Raw genomic sequence first — 17743 nt, 5'->3', positions numbered from 1 at the left:
CGGCGGCGCGGCGCTTTTCGCGGCGTTCGGGGCGGGGCGGATCGTCGTTCGAATGGGCGGGCGCGCCGATTGCGAATGCGGCGGGACGCGCGGCCGCGGTCTTTTTTCCGGCCGGCGACGGGACAAAAGATATGTCTTTTGGCGTACGTTCTTTGTCTTTACGCACTGGGTAATTTTGCGTAAGATGGCGCTCAGTCACGCGGTTCCAACGTGGTTCCGCGCTGTTCCGTCCGGTTTGGGTTGGGCTTGAGAGTAGGTTCGCCGCCCCCGGTTCGTGCTCCCATCAATATGACCGATCAGAATCGGGCGAGCGCGTCTTCCGTTCCTTTCGTCTGTTCGATTGATCCGGTTCGTTTGACCACAGGGTCTGACCTAGCTGCATGAATACCCAAGAGGCGAAAATCGTCCTCGAGACTGCTTTGATCTGCGCGCAGGAACCGCTGAAGCTCGGCGATTTGCGCAAGCTCTTTGCCGACGGCGTGTCGGCGGACACAGTCCGAACACTGCTCGAAGATCTGAAACGGGAATGGACGGGGCGCGGCGTCGAACTCGTCGCGCTCGCGTCGGGTTGGCGCTTTCAAAGCACGCCCGCGATGCGCACGTACCTCGACCGGCTGCATCCGGAGAAGCCGCCCAAGTACTCGCGGGCCGTACTGGAAACGCTCGCGATCATCGCGTACCGGCAACCGGTGACGCGTGGCGACATCGAGGAAATCCGCGGCGTCACCGTGAACACGCAAGTCGTCAAGCAGCTCGAGGATCGCGGCTGGATCGAGGTGATCGGCCATCGCGACGTGCCGGGCCGCCCGGCGCTCTACGCGACGACGAAGCAGTTTCTCGACGACCTCGGCCTGAAGGCGCTCGACGATCTGCCGGCGCTCGAGGAGCCGGCCGCGCACCTGGAGGCGAGCCTCCTCGCGCAGCAGGCGATCGACTTTCCCGAGGATGCGCGCGCCGACGGCGACGCGATTGCGGACGTGTCGGTGGCCGATGTCGGTGAGGCGGGCGCGTCGGCGGCGGGAGCGGACGAGGCCGGCGGCGAAGCGGCGCCGGCGGCGCACGTATCCGTTGCGTCGTCCGACGGCGCGGATGGCGTGGATGGCTCGACGGCAAGGATTGCCGATCCGGCTGATAATGACGAGCGGGCCGGTGCTGAAGCGAGCGTCGAGGCGACGTGCGTCGCGAGCGAGGCCGAGGCGTCACGCGTCGCGGGCGGCGACGCGTCCGAGCAGGCTGCCGGCCATGCCGACGGCCGAATCGAGTCCGGCGAAGTCGTCGCCGATCCGGCGTCGGCGGACGATGAGGACGCAGCTGCGGCGCGTGATCGCAAGGCGGCGCGCGGCGATGCGCAGGATTCAGCGGACGCCGCCACGGCGCCGCATGCCGAGGCGGCCGAGCGCGCCGTCGCGGCGGACGGCGAGCCCGTCGAATCGCCCGTGCCGGCGAACGAATACGCACACGCCGTCGCGCGGTCGGACGCAGTTCCGGCCGGCGCGGCGAACGCAGCAACCCGCGAGGCGGCCGCCGACCCGGCGGCCAACCGAGCGACGAAGGGAGACCAACGCGCGATCGGCGGCATCCCGCACGATGCCGAGCCGGTCCCGGCGCACACGGAGGAGGCGTTGGACGACACGTCCGACAGCCTCGCCGACGCCGTGCGCAGTGCAAGCGAGGCGGCCCCCGAGCGCGAGTTGCAGGACGACGACGAAGCGCCTGCGAAGCGTCGCGCCTGAGGCGCGCGACCGTACCTTAGCCGTGCCCGCGACGGGCGCGAGACCTGACATTTTGAGGTTGTTTTGACTGATACCCACGACATCGATTCGTCCGAATCCGCGCATGCCGTCGCGACGGCGCACGCCGACGGCGCACCCGAGCAGTCCGCTCAGGACGCGGGCGGCGAAGAGCGCCCGCGCCGCGGTCTGCGGCGCGGGCCGCGCAGCCTGATCGCGCGCCGCCGCGCGGCCGCGAAGTCGAAGAGCGCCGACGCCACGGAGGGCGGCGAAGCCGCCGCCGCGGCGACGGACGCCGGCGCCGCAGCCGCGAAGGCGCCGGCGCGCGCGCCGCGCAGCAAGGAAGCGGCGGCAAAGGCGCCGCGCAAGCCGGCGGCCGGCAAGCGCGAGGGCGAGGGCGCGGCGGCACGGCAGGGCCCGGCGAAGCGCGGCGCCGCATCGGCTGCGGCTGTCGCGGCATCCGCCGACGCCGGCCAGGACGATCTGTTCGCCTACGTGATTTCGCCCGCGTTCGACGCCGACAACAATGCGTCGGGCGGCGGCGTGCGTGCGCCGATGCTGCGCCGGGGCCGCCAGAACCAGCCGAAGCGCGTGCTGTCGCCGGACGACGACGCGCCGAAGCTGCACAAGGTGCTCGCCGAGGCCGGGATGGGTTCGCGCCGCGAGATGGAGGAATTGATCATCGCCGGCCGCGTGTCGGTGAACGGCGAGCCGGCGCACATCGGGCAGCGGATCATGCCGACCGATCAGGTCCGGATCAACGGCAAGCCGGTCAAGCGCAAGCTGCCGAACAAGCCGCCGCGCGTGTTGCTGTATCACAAGCCGGCGGGCGAGATCGTGAGCCACGCGGACCCGGAGGGGCGCCCGTCGGTGTTCGACCGGCTGCCGCCGATGAAGACCGCGAAATGGCTCGCGGTCGGCCGCCTCGACTTCAACACTGAAGGCCTGCTGATGCTGACGACGTCGGGCGATCTCGCCAACCGTTTCATGCATCCGCGCTACAGCGTCGAGCGCGAGTATGCGGTGCGTGTCGTCGGCGAGCTGTCCGAGGCGTCGCGCCAGAAGCTGCTGCACGGCGTCGAGCTCGACGACGGCCCGGCGAACTTCCTGCGCATCCGCGACGGCGGCGGGGAAGGCACGAATCATTGGTATCACGTCGCGCTCGCCGAAGGGCGCAACCGTGAAGTGCGTCGGATGTTCGAGGCGGTCGGCCTGATGGTGAGCCGCCTGATCCGCACGCGCCACGGCCCGATCCCGCTGCCGCGCGGGCTGAAGCGCGGCCGCTGGGAGGAACTCGACGAAGCGCAGGTGCGCCGCCTGATGACGACGGTCGGCCTGAAGGCGCCGGCCGAGGAGAAGGGCGGCAAGCGCGGCGGAGCGGCGGAGCGCCGCCAGCCCGACCCGATGCAGACGTCGATGGGCTTCATCAATCGCGAGCCCGTGCTGACGACTCACGGCCAGCTCGATCAGCCGCGTCGCGGTCGGCGCGGCACGGCGGGCGGCGGCTTCAACGCGGGCCTCGGCGGCTACGCCGGCCTGCCGGGCTACGGCGGTGGCAGCGGCAGCGGTGGTGGCGCGCGCCAGGGCGGTCGCGACGTCGACGGCAATCGCGCGTCCTACGGCACGGGCGGCAACAAGCCGCGCGGCGGCGCCGGCAAGGGCGGCCGCAACCCGAACGGCAATCGCGCGGCCGAAGGCGGCGGCCCTCGCGGCGGCCAGCGCACGCCGCAGCGCAATCGTTCGCGCGGCCGCTGATCGTCCGAATCGGCATTCGCAACCGCGCTCGCGCGTTGCGAATGCCCCGCGAAGTCGCCGTTTCGGGCCGATTTTGCGGGCCCAAGCTTTGCGTTCGGGCCAAAAATCGCTATAATCGCCAAGTCGCTGGGCGTACGGATTCGATGTGTAGCTCAGGTGCGACCACCGGTAACAAGATGGGCGTTGCGCCCATTTTTTTTTGCCGAAACGGTTGGGCATCTCGGGTAGCGCTTCCTGCGCCGGCTAAGGCGCGCGTTCAGCGGGTGAATCGCGAGGGGCGGGCGCGGACACCTGAGAGGACACTGTGCAACTGACGGAACTGATAGAAACTACGGTCACGGGGCTCGGCTACGAGCTCGTCGATCTCGAGCGCACCGGGCGCGGCATGGTCTGCGTCTACATCGATCAGCCCGCCGGCATCACGATCGACGATTGCGAGAAGGTCACGCGTCAGCTCCAGCACGTATTGACGGTCGAAAACATCGATTACGAACGGCTCGAGGTCTCGTCACCGGGGCTCGACCGGCCGTTGAAGAAGCTGGCTGACTTCACGCGTTTCGCGGGCAGCGAGGCCGTCATCACCTTGAAAAAGCCGCTGGACGGGCGCAAGACGTACCGGGGCATTCTGCACGCGCCGAACGGCGAGACGATCGGTTTGGAATTTGAGAGGAAGAAGGGCGAGGCGGCCATGCTGGATTTCACGCTGGCAGACATCGACAAAGCCCGCCTGATTCCGCACGTTGACTTTAGGAGCCGCAAACAATGAGTCGCGAAGTGTTGATGTTGGTGGATGCGCTGGCGCGTGAGAAGAACGTCGACAAGGACGTCGTGCTGGGCGCGCTCGAAGCGGCCCTCGCATCGGCTTCCAAGAAGCTGTTCGACGAAGGCGCCGAGATCCGCGTACATATCGATCGCGAGAGCGGCGAACACGAGACGTTCCGTCGCTGGCTCGTCGTGCCCGACGAAGCCGGCCTGCAAGAGCCGGATCGAGAGATCCTGCTGTTCGAGGCGCGCGAGCAGAAGCCCGACATCGAGATCGGCGACTACATCGAGGAACCGGTGCCTTCGATCGAGTTCGGCCGCATCGGCGCGCAGGCCGCGAAGCAGGTGATCCTGCAGAAGGTCCGCGACGCGGAGCGCGAACAGATCCTGAACGACTACCTCGAGCGCGGCGAGAAGATCATGACGGGCACGGTGAAGCGCCTCGACAAGGGCAACTTCATCGTCGAATCGGGCCGCGTCGAGGCGCTTCTGCGCCGCGACCAGCTGATTCCGAAGGAAAACCTGCGCGTCGGCGACCGCGTGCGCGCGTACATCGCGAAGGTCGACCGCACCGCGCGCGGCCCGCAGATCGAGCTGTCGCGCACCGCGCCCGAATTCCTGATGAAGCTCTTCGAGATGGAAGTGCCGGAAATCGAGCAGGGCCTGCTCGAGATCAAGGCGGCCGCCCGCGATCCGGGCGTGCGGGCGAAGATCGGCGTCGTCGCGTACGACAAGCGGATCGATCCGATCGGCACGTGCGTCGGCATCCGCGGCTCGCGTGTGCAGGCCGTGCGCAACGAGCTCGGTGGCGAAAACATCGACATCGTGCTATGGTCGGAGGATCCCGCCCAGTTCGTGATCGGCGCGCTCGCGCCGGCGGCCGTCCAGTCGATCGTCGTCGATGAAGAAAAGCATTCGATGGACGTCGTCGTCGATGAGAACGAGCTGGCCGTCGCGATTGGCCGCAGCGGCCAGAACGTTCGTCTTGCCGGCGAGCTGACAGGCTGGCAGATCAACATCATGACGCCGGACGAATCCGCCCAGAAGCAGAACGAAGAGCGCGACACGCTGCGCGGCCTCTTCATGGCGCGCCTCGACGTCGACGAGGAAGTCGCGGACATCCTGATCGACGAAGGTTTCACGAGCCTCGAAGAGATCGCTTACGTGCCGCTCAACGAAATGCTCGAGATCGAGGCGTTCGACGAGGATACCGTCCACGAGCTGCGCAACCGCGCGCGCGACGCGCTGCTCACGATGGCGATCGCCAACGAGGAGAAGGTCGAGACGGCCGCCCTCGATCTGAAGAGCCTCGACGGCGTGACGCCCGAACTGCTCGCGAAGCTGGCCGAGCATGGCGTGCAGACGCGCGACGATCTCGCGGAGCTCGCCGTCGACGAGCTGGTCGACATGACCGGTACTGACGAGGAAGCCGCGAAGGCGCTGATCATGAAGGCGCGCGAACACTGGTTCCAGTGAGAAATGACCATGGCGCAATGATTTGCTGGCGGCCGGAAGGCCTGACCCGATGCTAACCGCAAGGAATCGGTCCTTGCACTAAGAGGAATGAATGGCGAGTAACAACGTAGCCCAATTTGCCGCGGAACTGAAAATGCCTGCTGGTGTGCTGCTCGAACAGCTGCAGGCGGCGGGCGTCCAGAAAGCGAGCGAGGACGATGCGCTGTCGGAGACGGACAAGGCGCGTCTGCTCGATCATTTGCGCAAGTCGCACGGCGCGACCGATGGCGACAAGCGCAAGATCACGCTGACTCGCCGGCACACGTCGGAGATCAAGCAGGCCGACGCGACGGGTAAGGCTCGCACCATTCAGGTCGAGGTGCGCAAGAAGCGCACGTTCGTCAAGCGCGACGACGTGAGCGAGACGGGCGCCGACCAGGCACAGGCGCAGGCCGACGAGCAGGCGGAAGCCGAGCTGAAGCGCCGCGAGGAAGAGGCGCGCCGCGAAGCCGAGCTGCTCGAGAAGCAGGCTCAGGAACTGCGCGAGCGTCAGGAGCGCCTCGAGCGCGAGGAAGCCGAGCGCCGTGCGCGCGAAGAGGCGGCTGAAGCCGAGCGTCGCCGTGCGGAAGACGAAGCCGCGGCGAAGCACGCGGCGGCTGCCGCGCAGGCCGAAGCAGTGCAGCAGGCCGAGGCCGCGGCCGCCCGCGAGGAAGCGCAGCGTGCGCAAGCCGGGCAGACGACTCAGGACGAAGCGCGCGCGGCCGCCGAGCGCGCCGCGCAACGCGAAGCGGCGAAGAAGGCCGAGGACGCCGCGCGCGAAGCGGCCGACAAGGCGCGCGCCGAGCAGGAAGAGATCCGCAAGCGCCGCGAAGCCGCGGAGGCGGAAGCGCGCGCGATCCGCGAAATGATGAACACTCCGCGCCGCGCGCAGGTGAAGGCGGTCGAGCCGCCGAAGCCCGCGGAGCCGCCGGCTGCGAAGGCGGCCGAGGCGAAGGGCACGCTGCACAAGCCGGCGAAGCCCGCCGGCGCGGCGGCTGCGGCTCGCCCCGCGGCGAAGAAGCCGGCAAGCGGCACGGCGGCGCCCGCCGCCGCCGCGCCCGCGGGCGACCGCAACAAGAAGCCGGGCACCGGCAAGAGCGGCTGGCAGGACGACGCAGCGAAGCGCCGCGGGATCAAGACGCGCGGCGATTCGAGCGGCGGCGTCGATCGCGGCTGGCGCGGCGGCCCGAAGGGGCGCGGCAAGCATCAGGACAACGCGTCGTCGTTCCAGGCGCCGACCGAGCCGATCGTGCGTGAAGTGCATGTGCCGGAGACCATCTCGGTGGCCGATCTCGCGCACAAGATGGCAATCAAGGCGTCGGAAGTCATCAAGATGATGATGAAGATGGGCCAGATGGTCACGATCAACCAGGTGCTGGACCAGGAAACGGCGATGATCGTCGTCGAGGAGCTGGGCCACCGCGCGGTTGCCGCGAAGCTGGACGATCCGGAAGCGCTGCTCGTCGAAGGCGAAACGGGCACCGACGCGGAGCAACTGCCGCGTCCGCCGGTCGTCACGGTGATGGGCCACGTCGACCACGGCAAGACGTCGCTGCTCGACTACATCCGTCGCGCGAAGGTCGCAGCGGGCGAAGCGGGCGGCATCACGCAGCACATCGGCGCATATCATGTCGAAACGCCGCGCGGCGTCGTCACGTTCCTCGATACGCCGGGTCACGAGGCGTTCACGGCGATGCGTGCGCGCGGCGCGAAGGCAACCGACATCGTCGTTCTGGTGGTCGCGGCCGACGATGGCGTGATGCCGCAGACGAAGGAAGCGATCTCGCACGCGAAGGCGGGCGGGGTGCCGATCGTCGTCGCGATCAACAAGATCGACAAGCCGGAAGCGAACCCCGATCGCGTGAAGCAGGAGCTCGTCGCGGAAGGCGTCGTGCCGGAAGAGTACGGCGGCGATTCGCCGTTCGTGCCGGTGTCGGCGAAGACGGGTTCGGGCATCGACGATCTGCTCGAGAACGTGCTGCTGCAAGCGGAAGTGCTCGAGCTGACGGCGCCCGTCGAGGCGCCGGCGAAGGGCATCGTGATCGAAGCGAAGCTCGACAAGGGCAAGGGCCCGGTCGCGACGGTGCTCGTGCAATCCGGCACGCTCAACCGCGGCGACGTCGTGCTCGCCGGGACGGCCTACGGCCGCGTGCGCGCGATGCTCGACGAGAACGGCAAGCCGACGAAGGAAGCCGGCCCGTCGATTCCGGTCGAGATCCAGGGCCTGTCCGAAGTGCCGGGCGCGGGCGAGGAAGTCATCGTGCTGCCGGACGAGCGCAAGGCGCGCGAAATCGCGCTGTTCCGTCAAGGCAAGTTCCGCGACGTCAAGCTCGCGAAGCAGCAGGCGGCGAAGCTCGAAAGCATGCTCGAGCAGATGGGCGAGGGCGAAGTGCAGAACCTGCCGCTCATCATCAAGGCGGACGTGCAGGGCTCGCAGGAAGCGCTCGTGCAGTCGCTGCTCAAGCTGTCGACCGACGAAGTGCGGGTGCAGATCGTGCACAGCGCGGTGGGCGGCATCAGCGAGAGCGACGTCAACCTCGCGACCGCGTCGAAGGCCGTCATCATCGGCTTCAATACGCGTGCGGACGCCCAGGCTCGCAAGCTCGCCGAGGCGAACGGCATCGACATCCGTTACTACAACATCATCTACGACGCAGTGGATGAGGTGAAGGCGGCGATGTCGGGCATGCTCGCGCCGGAGAAGCGCGAAGTCGTGACGGGCATGGTCGAGGTGCGCCAGGTGTTCAAGGTGCCGAAGGTCGGCGCGGTCGCCGGCTGTATGGTCACGGACGGCGTTGTCAAGCGCACGTCGTCGGTGCGCGTGCTGCGCAACAACGTGGTGATCTTCACGGGCGAGCTCGATTCGCTCAAGCGCTTCAAGGACGACGTGAAGGAAGTGAAGCAAGGCTTCGAATGCGGTATGTCGCTCAAGAACTTCAACGATATCGTCGAAGGCGATCAGTTCGAAGTGTTCGAGGTCACGGAAGTCGCGCGTACGCTGTAACGCAGGCGTGACGGCTTGAATGGGCGGGTCGGGCTTGGGCCCGTCCCGCCCATTTTCATGAACGGCGCCGCGCGGCGCGCCGATCAACCGGATGACGGATTAATCATGTCGAAAAAACGCAGTTCTCCCAATCGCAACGTGCAGATCGCCGATCAGATCCAGCGCGATCTGTCGGAGCTCATCATGCGCGAGGTCAAGGACCCGCGCATCGGGATCGTGACGATCCAGTCGGTCGAGCTCACGCCCGATTACGCGCATGCCAAAGTCTATTTCACCGCGCTCACGGGCAATCCGGCGGACACGCAGGAGGCGCTCAACCACGCGGCCGGCCATCTGCACAATCTGCTTTTCAAGCGCCTGCACATTCATACGGTGCCGACGCTGCATTTCCATTACGACCAGACGATCGAGAAGGCCGTCGCGATGTCGCGCCTCATCGACGAGGCGAACGCGACGCGCGCGAAGGACGAATGAACACCGCACGAGCCACTGCGCGCCGACCATGACGACTGTTTCGCCACGCCCCCGGATTCCGCGTCGCGCGCTCGACGGCGTGCTGCTGCTCGACAAGCCGGTCGGGCTCTCGAGCAACGACGCGCTGATGCGCGCGAAGCGCCTGTACCTCGCGAAGAAGGCGGGCCACACGGGCACGCTCGATCCGCTCGCGTCGGGGCTGCTGCCGCTTTGCTTCGGCGAAGCGACGAAGTTCTCGCAGGATCTGCTCGACGCCGACAAGACCTATGAGGCGACGATGCGTCTCGGCGTGCGCACGACGACGGGCGACGCCGAAGGCGACGTGCTCGACACGCGCGATGTGACCTGCGACGAAGCCGCGGTCGTCGCGGCGCTCGCGCGCTTCGTCGGCGACATCGTGCAGGTGCCGCCGATGTACTCGGCGCTCAAGCGCGACGGCAAGCCGCTTTACGAATACGCGCGCGCCGGCCAGACGGTCGAGCGCGAAGGGCGCGCGGTGACGATCCGCTCGCTCGAGTGCCTGTCCTGCGCGCTGCCCGACGTCACGTTTCGCGTGACGTGCAGCAAGGGCACGTACGTGCGCACGCTCGCCGAGGATATCGGCGAAGCGCTCGGCTGCGGCGCGCATCTGACGATGCTGCGGCGCACGGGCGTCGGTTCGCTGTCGCTCGAGCATGCGGTGACGCTCGATGCGCTCGATGCCGCGACGCAGGACGAGCGCGATGCGCGGCTTGCGCCAGTCGATGCGCTGCTGTCGACGTTCCCGCTCGTGGAGCTCGACGCGGCGCTCGCGAAGCGCTTCCTGCACGGCCAGCGCCTGAAGCTCGCCGAACTCGCGGCGCAGCCCGATGCGGACGAAGGCGCACGCGTGCGCGTCTACGACGGCGACGGCCGGCTGCTCGGCGTCGCGCGGGCGGCGGAGGGCGTGCTCGCGCCTGAGCGGCTTGTCGTGACGGACTCGTAGGCGCGCGCACGCGCGGGCGGCTCGTATGCGCGGGCCGCGCGGAGAGCGGAATCCGCGTTGCGGGGCGCTCGCATTTGGCGGCGGCGTATCAGTCGCCGTGCGAGCCCGCCAATGGAGGCGGATTCTGCACGACGCCAACGCAACGATCCCCGCGCGGATCGCATTTGCATCGCCAGATACGAAAACGCCCGGCTCGAAAGCCGGGCGTTTTGCTTCGCACGCCGCGAACGGCGCGGGACGCCGCTCAGTGCGCGGCCGACGCCGCCGCGCTCGAATCGCCGCCGCCCGCGCGCTCGGGCTTCGTGATCCAGATGAGCGCGATGAGCAGCACGAAGATCGCGGCCGAGATGTAGAACAGATCGTTCACGCCCAGTTGCGCGGCCTGCTGCGTCGCGATGTTGTTGATGAGCCCGTGCGCCTGGTCGCGCGTGAGCCCGAGCTGCCCCATCTGCGTGACCGCCTGGTTGAAGGTCGGGTTGTACGGGTTCGCCTGCTCGACAAGCTGCGCGTGGTGGAAGTTGTTCCGATGATCCCACGCGGTCTGGAAGATCGACGTCCCGATGCCGCCGCACATGATCCGCACGAAGTTCGACAGGCCCGACGCCGCCGGAATCCGGTGGCCGGGCAGGCCGGACAGCGTGATCGACACGAGCGGGATGAAGAAGCCCGCCATCGCGATCCCCTGCACGAAGGTCGGCGCCATCAGCGACCACTCGTCGACGCCCGTCGTGTAGCGCGAGCGCATCCAGAAGCACAGCGCGAACGTGAGGAACGCGGCCGTCGCGATGTAGCGCGGGTCGGTGCGCGACAGGAACTTGCCCGTGAGCGGCGACAGCAGGATCGCGAAGAAGCCGACGGGCGCCATCACGAGCCCGGCGTCCGTCGCCGTGTAGCCGATCTGCGTCTGCAGCCACAGCGGCAGCAGCACGAGGTTGCCGAAATAGAGCCCGTAGCCGACCGACAGCGCGATCGTGCCGCCCGAGAAATTGCGCATCCGGAACAGCGACAAGTCGACGACCGGATGCTCGGCCGTCAGTTCCCACACGACGAAGAACGCGAATGCGATGAGCGCGGTGAGCGCGAGCACGACGATCGTCGTCGACGCGAACCAGTCGAGATCTTTGCCCTTGTCGAGCATGATCTGCAGCGAGCCGACCCAGATCACGAGCAGCGCGAGCCCGACGCCGTCGATCGGCGCGCGGCGGACCGCCGATTCGCGGCTGCGATAGATCATCCACGTGACGGCCGCGGCGGCGATGCCGACCGGAATGTTCACGTAGAAGATCCACGGCCACGAGTAGTTGTCCGAGATCCAGCCGCCGAGAATCGGGCCGGCCACGGGCGCGATCAGCGTCGTCATCGACCAAAGCGCGAGCGCCATCGGCGCTTTCGCGCGCGGATAGCTCGACAGCAGCAGCGCTTGCGACAGCGGGATCATCGGCCCGGCTACCGCGCCCTGCAGCACGCGCGACGCGAGCAGAAACGGCAGCGTCGGCGCGAGGCCGCACAACCACGACGAGATCACGAACAGGATGATCGACGCGAGGAAGAGGCGCACCTGGCCGATACGCTCGGTGAGCCAGCCCGTGAGCGGCACCGAGATCGCGTTCGCGACCGCGAACGACGTGATGACCCAGGTGCCCTGGTCGGACGACACGCCGAGGTCGCCCGAGATCGTCGGGATCGCGACGTTGGCGATCGACGTGTCGAGCACGTTCATGAACACGGCAAGCGATACCGCGATCGTGCCGAGTATGAGCTGTCCGCCCTTGAGCGGAGGAATAGGAGCTTGGGGCTGTGCCATGCTTCGTGGTCCGGCCGAGGGGCGCTTACATCAGGTTCGACGTGCGGCCGACGGCCTTCGCGGCCGGCGCCGGCGTGGCCGAGACGGCCGACGTGCCGCCGCCCGCATTCGTCGCGATGATGCGCGCGATCTCGGCGTTCGCTTCGTCGCCGTACTTCGCGAACACGTCGGTTTCGTACACGGTGTTCTGCACGTTGCCGAGCTGGTTGCCGCTTTCGTTCTTGATGTCGACGTCGACCTGCATCGACAGGCCGATCCGCAGCGGATGATCCTTCAGCTCCTTCGGATCGAGCTCGACGCGCACGGGCAGGCGCTGGACGACCTTGATCCAGTTGCCCGTCGCGTTCTGCGCGGGCAGCAGCGAGAACGCGGCGCCCGTGCCGGCCGAGAAGCCGACCACCTTGCCGTGATACTGCACCGACGAGCCGTAGATGTCGGCCGTCAGCTCGACCGGCTGGCCGATCCGCATGTGCTTCAACTGCACTTCCTTGAAGTTCGCGTCGACCCACACCGCGTTGAGCGGCACGACCGACATCAGCGGCGTGCCCGGCGACACGCGCTGGCCGACCTGCACGGAGCGCTTCGCGACGTAGCCCGTGACGGGCGCGGGCAGCGTGTTGCGCGCGTTGTTCAGATACGCGTCGCGAACCTTCGCGGCGGCGGCGAGCACGTTCGGGTGATCGGCGATCGTCGTGTTCGCGGTGAGCGCGCGATTCGACGCGAGCTGCTGCTCGGCGGCGTCGAGCGACGCCTGCGCGGCCTTCACCGCGTCGCGCGCGTGCGAGATCTCTTCCTGCGACACGGCGCCCGTCTGCGCGACGGCGAGCCGGCGACGCAGGTCATCCTGCGCCTTCGACAGATCCGACTGGCGCAGCGAGACCTGGGCGCGGTATTGGTCGTCGTTCACGTAGAGGCCGCGCACCTGGCGCACCGTTTGCGCGAGGTTCGCCTCGGCCTGCTGCAGCGCGACTTGCGAATCGGCCGGATCGAGCACGACGAGCGGGTCGCCCGCCTTCACGGTTTGCGTGTCGTCCGCCTTCACCGCGATCACGGTGCCCGTCACCTGCGGCGTGATCTGCACGACGTTGCCGTTCACGTACGCGTCGTCGGTGGTTTCGTGGAAGCGCGCGACGAGCACGTAATAAAGGCCGTACGCGATCGCGGCGATCGCGATCACCGCGACGAGCAGCGTCATCATTCGCTTGCGCTTGCCGTTGCTCTGCGGCTGCGCGGGCGCTGCGTTTTGTTGAGGGTCGCTCATGGCGAGTTTCTCCGTCTTCTATCTAAAGCGATTAAAGCGATGGTTCGGGTGTGATCCGGGAATTCAGTTCGACGCGTGCTGCGCGGAGGCGGCGCTCGCCGATGCGGGCGCGGGCGCGGCGAGCCGCGTGCCCGTCGCGTCGAAGCCGCCGCCGAGCGCTTTCACGAGGCCGATCTGCATGTCGCGCCGGCGCATCTTCAGGTTCGTCACCGTCTGCTCGGCGGCGAGCCGGCTGCTGTCCGCGTTCAGCACCTGCAACTGCGGCGACAGGCCCGCCTTGTAGCGGATCACGGCGAGCTCGTACGCGCGCGTCGACGCGTCGAGCGCGCGCTGCGCGTCGCCCATTTGCGTGTCGATCGAGCGGATCGACGCGACTTGCGTCGCGACGTCGTTGAACGCGCCGATCAGCGTCTGGTTGTAGTTCGCCACCGACAGGTCGAAGTCCGCATAGCGGCCCTTCAACTGCGCGCGCAGCGCGCCGCCGTCGAATATCGGCAGGTGGATCGCCGGGCCGAACTGCGCCTGGCGGCTCGCGAAGTTCAGGAATTTGCCCCAGCCGAAGGCGTCGAAGCCGAAGCCCGCGGCGAGGTTGATGTCCGGATAGAACTCCGCCTTCGCTTCCTTCACGTCGTGCATCGCCGCCTCGACCTGCCAGCGCGCGGCGACGATGTCCGGGCGGCGCGACACGAGATCGGCGGGCAGGTTGTCCGGCAGCGCGACCGCGCCGCCCGGGCTCAGCACCGGCTGCGCGATCTGCAGCCCGCGGTCCGGGCCCTTGCCGAGCAGCGCGGCGAGCTGATAGCGGAGGTTCGTGACCTGGCCGTCGAGATCGGACAGCGTTTGCTGGCTCGTCGCGACGTTGCCGCGCGCGGTCTGGCGCTCGACGTTGGTGTCGAGGCCCGCGCCGACGCGATCGTCGGTGATCTTGCCGACCGTCTGCCGGTTCGAGATCTCGCGCCCGGCGATGTCGCGCAGCGCGTACAGCTGCGCGAGCTGGTTGTAGGCGCGCGCGACCGACGTCGCGAGCGTCACGCGCGCCTGCTGCATGTCGGCCTCGGCGGCCTTTTCCTGTGACACGGCCGCATGCAGGCGCGCGCGGTTCTTGCCCCACAGGTCGAGCTCCCACGACGCGCTCGCGAGCGCGTTGTTCTCGCTGTACCACTGGCCGCCGAACGGCGGCGGGAAGAGAGCGTTGCCCGAGTACAGCTCGCGGGTCCACGAATACTTGGCGTCCGCCTGCGGCAGGAGCGTCGAGCGCGACGTCTCGATGTACGACGAGGCCTTCGCGATTCGCGCCTGCGCCTGCGCGATCGTCGGATTGCCTTCGAGCGCCTCGTCGATCAGCTTCGGCAGTTGCGGATCGCCGAACTGGTTCGCCCAGTCGAGCGACGGCCACTGGCCGCCTTGCGCGGGCAGGCTCTGCGCGCTTTCGAACTGCGTCGCGGGGGCGAGCGCCTTGTCGCTCTTGATGCCGAAATAGTTCGCGCATCCCGCGAGCGCGAGCGCGGCGACCGCGACGGCCATGGCGGTCCGGCAAGCGGACAACGGGAAGGTCTTCATTGCTGGGTTTCCTGACTCGGAATCTGATTCGGCGTGAATAGTGGACACTGCAAGGATTTCCTTACATTTATCTGTCTGAATTACTTGTTGCGGCAATATTTACGACAGGGTTCCGCTCGTGCCCGGGCATTCGCCCGAATTCACGAGAATGCGGCGCAGCATGCTCTTCAGGAAACCGACTTCCTCGGGCGTGAAGCCGTCGAGCACCTGATCGAGCACGCTGCGGAAGATGGCCGGCATGCGCTTCGTGAGCTCGCGCCCCTCGTCGGTCAGTTCGAGCCGCACGACGCGCCGGTCCTCGCTGCTGCGCACCCGCTGCAACAAGCCGCGCTTCTCGACGCGGTCGAGCAGGCGCGTGATCGCGCTCGCGTCGATGCCGTATTCGCGTGCGAGTTCGGCCGCCGTCGAGCACTTGCCGACGGCGAGCATGAACAGCATCGTCGCCTGCGTGCCGGTAATGCCGAGTTCGGTCTGCGTGCGCTGCGTGATCATGTTCGTCATCAGCGATTTCACGCGCGACATCAGATAGCCGACGCTGTCGTTGATCTGGTACAGGGACAGATCCAGGTCGTGCTGCGAGGAAGAGGGAGCCGACATAAATTCTCTGAAGCTGCAATAGTTGACTAGGCATCAGTATAGGCGCGATTTAGTTGCTGCGGCAAATGTTAATTGAAGCGCGATTTGGTTGCAGGACTGCAAAAATGGCCCTGACGCGAGTGGGTTCATCGGCATCCGGGCAACCGCGCGCGCGGTTGCCCGGATGCCGCGTCGCAACGGACGGCTCAGTCCGCGACATCTTGACGTGCTATAATTTGTGGCTTTCCAAGCTGCAAGTCGCGCGCGCATCGGGCAACGGTGCGCGCGCGTTTGCGCGTTCCATCCGTTTTCAGGTTTCTATGACCCGCGCCCTTCGCAACATCGCCATCATCGCCCACGTCGACCACGGCAAGACGACGCTCGTCGACCAACTGCTCCGCCAGTCCGGCACCTTCCGCGAGAACCAGCAGGTCGCAGAACGGGTGATGGATTCGAACGACATCGAAAAAGAGCGCGGGATCACGATTCTCGCGAAGAACTGCGCGGTCGAATACGAAGGCACGCACATCAACATCGTCGACACGCCGGGGCACGCGGACTTCGGCGGCGAAGTGGAGCGCGTGCTGTCGATGGTCGACTCGGTGCTGCTGCTCGTCGACGCGGTCGAGGGCCCGATGCCGCAGACGCGCTTCGTCACGAAGAAGGCGCTCGCGCTCGGCCTGAAGCCGATCGTCGTCATCAACAAGATCGACCGTCCGGGCGCGCGCATCGACTGGGTGATCAACCAGACGTTCGACCTGTTCGACAAGCTCGGCGCGACCGAAGAGCAGCTCGACTTCCCGATCGTCTACGCGTCGGGCCTGAACGGCTACGCGTCGCTCGACCCGGCCGCGCGCGAAGGCGACATGCGCCCGCTGTTCGAAGCGATCCTCCAGCACGTGCCGGTGCGCCCGGCCGACCCGGAGGCGCCGCTGCAACTGCAGATCACGTCGCTCGACTATTCGACGTACGTCGGCCGGATCGGCGTCGGCCGCATCACGCGCGGCCGCATCAAGCCGGGCCAGCCGGTCGTGATGCGCTTCGGCCCGGAAGGCGAGGTGCTGAACCGCAAGATCAATCAGGTGCTCTCGTTCCAGGGCCTCGAGCGCGTGCAGGTCGAGGCGGCCGAGGCGGGCGACATCGTCCTCATCAACGGGATCGAGGACGTCGGCATCGGCGCGACGATCTGCGCGGTCGACGCGCCCGAAGCGTTGCCGATGATCACCGTCGACGAGCCGACGCTGACGATGAACTTCCTCGTCAATTCGTCGCCGCTCGCGGGCCGCGAAGGCAAGTTCGTGACGAGCCGCCAGATCCGCGACCGCCTGATGAAGGAGCTGAACCACAACGTCGCGCTGCGCGTGAAGGACACGGGCGACGAAACGGTGTTCGAGGTGTCGGGCCGCGGCGAGCTGCACCTGACGATTCTCGTCGAGAACATGCGCCGCGAAGGCTATGAGCTCGCGGTGTCGCGTCCGCGCGTCGTGATGCAGGAAATCGACGGCGTCAAGCATGAGCCGTACGAACTCCTGACGGTCGACCTCGAGGACGAGCATCAGGGCGGCGTGATGGAGGAGCTCGGTCGCCGCAAGGGCGAGATGCTCGACATGGTGTCGGACGGCCGCGGCCGCACGCGCCTCGAATACCGGATTCCGGCGCGCGGCCTGATCGGCTTCCAGGGCGAATTCCTGACGCTCACGCGCGGCACGGGCCTGATGAGCCACATCTTCGATGCGTACGCGCCGGTCAGGGAAGGTTCGGTCGGCGAGCGCCGCAACGGCGTGCTGATCTCGCAGGACGACGGCGCGGCCGTCGCCTATGCGCTGTGGAAGCTGCAGGATCGCGGCCGCATGTTCGTGAAGCCGGGCGACGCGCTCTACGAGGGCATGATCATCGGCATCCACAGCCGCGACAACGATCTCGTCGTGAACCCGATCAAGGGCAAGCAGCTGACCAACGTGCGCGCGTCGGGCACCGACGAGGCGGTGCGCCTCGTGCCGCCGATCCAGATGTCGCTCGAATACGCGGTCGAATTCATCGACGACGACGAGCTCGTCGAAGTGACGCCGCAGTCGATTCGCCTGCGCAAGCGTCACCTGAAGGAGCACGAGCGCCGCCGCGCGAGCCGCGAGGCCGAGGCCGGCTGAGCGTTCGGCGGGCGGCCCGCCCGCGCGCGTTTCGCACGGCATTCGCCGTGCATCGGAAGGCCGCCTTCGGGCGGCTTTTTCGTATCCGCGCGAAGGGGCGGGCGCGCCGTTTGTAAAACAGTGTTGCGCGGTGCCGGCGGAATCGCCACGACCGGCGCGAAAGCCCGTCTGGACGGGCTTTCAGGGCGCTATCGCCGCGTTCGCCGCAGGTT

General features: G+C 67.5%; 12 protein-coding genes and 1 pseudogene. 8 read left to right on the top strand and 5 right to left on the bottom strand.

Features of this window, described 5'->3' with window-relative positions; all coding sequences use genetic code 11:
• Positions 1-380: 380 nt before the first annotated feature.
• The 7 genes from scpB (at position 381) to truB (ending at position 10183) form a co-directional block, all read left to right on the top strand.
• Positions 381-1733, top strand: a complete 1353-nt coding sequence (gene scpB / locus WT60_RS11655) for an SMC-Scp complex subunit ScpB (protein WP_038743272.1) — start codon at positions 381-383, stop codon at positions 1731-1733.
• A gap of 63 nt (positions 1734-1796) precedes the next feature.
• The gene (gene rluB / locus WT60_RS11650) at positions 1797-3485 is read left to right on the top strand and encodes a 23S rRNA pseudouridine(2605) synthase RluB (protein ID WP_038743270.1); all 1689 of its coding nucleotides are present in this window, start codon (positions 1797-1799) and stop codon (positions 3483-3485) included.
• A 304-nt stretch (positions 3486-3789) separates the two neighbouring features.
• Positions 3790-4251, top strand: a complete 462-nt coding sequence (gene rimP / locus WT60_RS11645) for a ribosome maturation factor RimP (RefSeq protein WP_004193908.1) — start codon at positions 3790-3792, stop codon at positions 4249-4251.
• Entirely contained in the window at positions 4248-5723 is a 1476-nt protein-coding gene (gene nusA / locus WT60_RS11640; protein ID WP_038743268.1) for a transcription termination factor NusA, read from the top strand. The genes rimP and nusA overlap by 4 nt, the downstream gene beginning before the upstream one ends.
• A 91-nt stretch (positions 5724-5814) precedes the next feature.
• Complete coding sequence (gene infB / locus WT60_RS11635) at positions 5815-8745, top strand: translation initiation factor IF-2 (protein WP_059583173.1); 2931 nt, start codon at positions 5815-5817, stop codon at positions 8743-8745.
• Positions 8746-8850: 105 nt separating this feature from the next.
• Entirely contained in the window at positions 8851-9219 is a 369-nt protein-coding gene (rbfA, locus tag WT60_RS11630) for a 30S ribosome-binding factor RbfA (protein WP_038743264.1), read from the top strand.
• A 28-nt stretch (positions 9220-9247) separates the two neighbouring features.
• A complete protein-coding gene (gene truB / locus WT60_RS11625) occupies positions 9248-10183 on the top strand; it encodes a tRNA pseudouridine(55) synthase TruB (protein WP_060355989.1) in 936 nt (311 codons plus the stop codon).
• Positions 10184-10427: 244 nt separating this feature from the next.
• Here truB and WT60_RS11620 read toward each other — a convergent pair whose 3' ends face one another.
• The 5 genes and pseudogenes from WT60_RS11620 to WT60_RS35140 all read right to left on the bottom strand — a co-directional run bounded on the left by WT60_RS11620 (position 10428) and on the right by WT60_RS35140 (position 15752).
• Positions 10428-11987, bottom strand: a complete 1560-nt coding sequence (locus WT60_RS11620; RefSeq protein ID WP_060355990.1) for a DHA2 family efflux MFS transporter permease subunit — start codon at positions 11985-11987, stop codon at positions 10428-10430.
• Positions 11988-12012: 25 nt separating this feature from the next.
• Positions 12013-13248 carry an efflux RND transporter periplasmic adaptor subunit gene (locus WT60_RS11615; protein WP_038743258.1) on the bottom strand — a complete coding sequence of 412 codons (1236 nt, stop codon included), beginning with the start codon at positions 13246-13248 and terminating at the stop codon, positions 12013-12015.
• 63 nt (positions 13249-13311) lie between these two features.
• Positions 13312-14808, bottom strand: a complete 1497-nt coding sequence (locus WT60_RS11610) for an efflux transporter outer membrane subunit (protein ID WP_060355991.1) — start codon at positions 14806-14808, stop codon at positions 13312-13314.
• A 99-nt stretch (positions 14809-14907) separates the two neighbouring features.
• Positions 14908-15405, bottom strand: a complete 498-nt coding sequence (locus tag WT60_RS11605; protein WP_038743254.1) for a MarR family transcriptional regulator — start codon at positions 15403-15405, stop codon at positions 14908-14910.
• Between the two features lie 208 nt (positions 15406-15613).
• Positions 15614-15752, bottom strand: a pseudogene (locus WT60_RS35140) (pyridoxal-dependent decarboxylase).
• Here WT60_RS35140 and typA point away from each other — a divergent pair.
• The gene (gene typA / locus WT60_RS11595; protein ID WP_038743252.1) at positions 15705-17531 is read left to right on the top strand and encodes a translational GTPase TypA; all 1827 of its coding nucleotides are present in this window, start codon (positions 15705-15707) and stop codon (positions 17529-17531) included. The pseudogene WT60_RS35140 and the gene typA sit on opposite strands and share 48 nt — an antisense overlap.
• Positions 17532-17743: the final 212 nt, after the last annotated feature.

The sequence above is a fragment of the Burkholderia sp. MSMB617WGS genome, from assembly GCF_001532025.2.
Classification (GTDB): Bacteria; Pseudomonadota; Gammaproteobacteria; order Burkholderiales; family Burkholderiaceae; genus Burkholderia; species Burkholderia savannae.
This window is presented reverse-complemented; position numbering and strand designations above follow the sequence as displayed.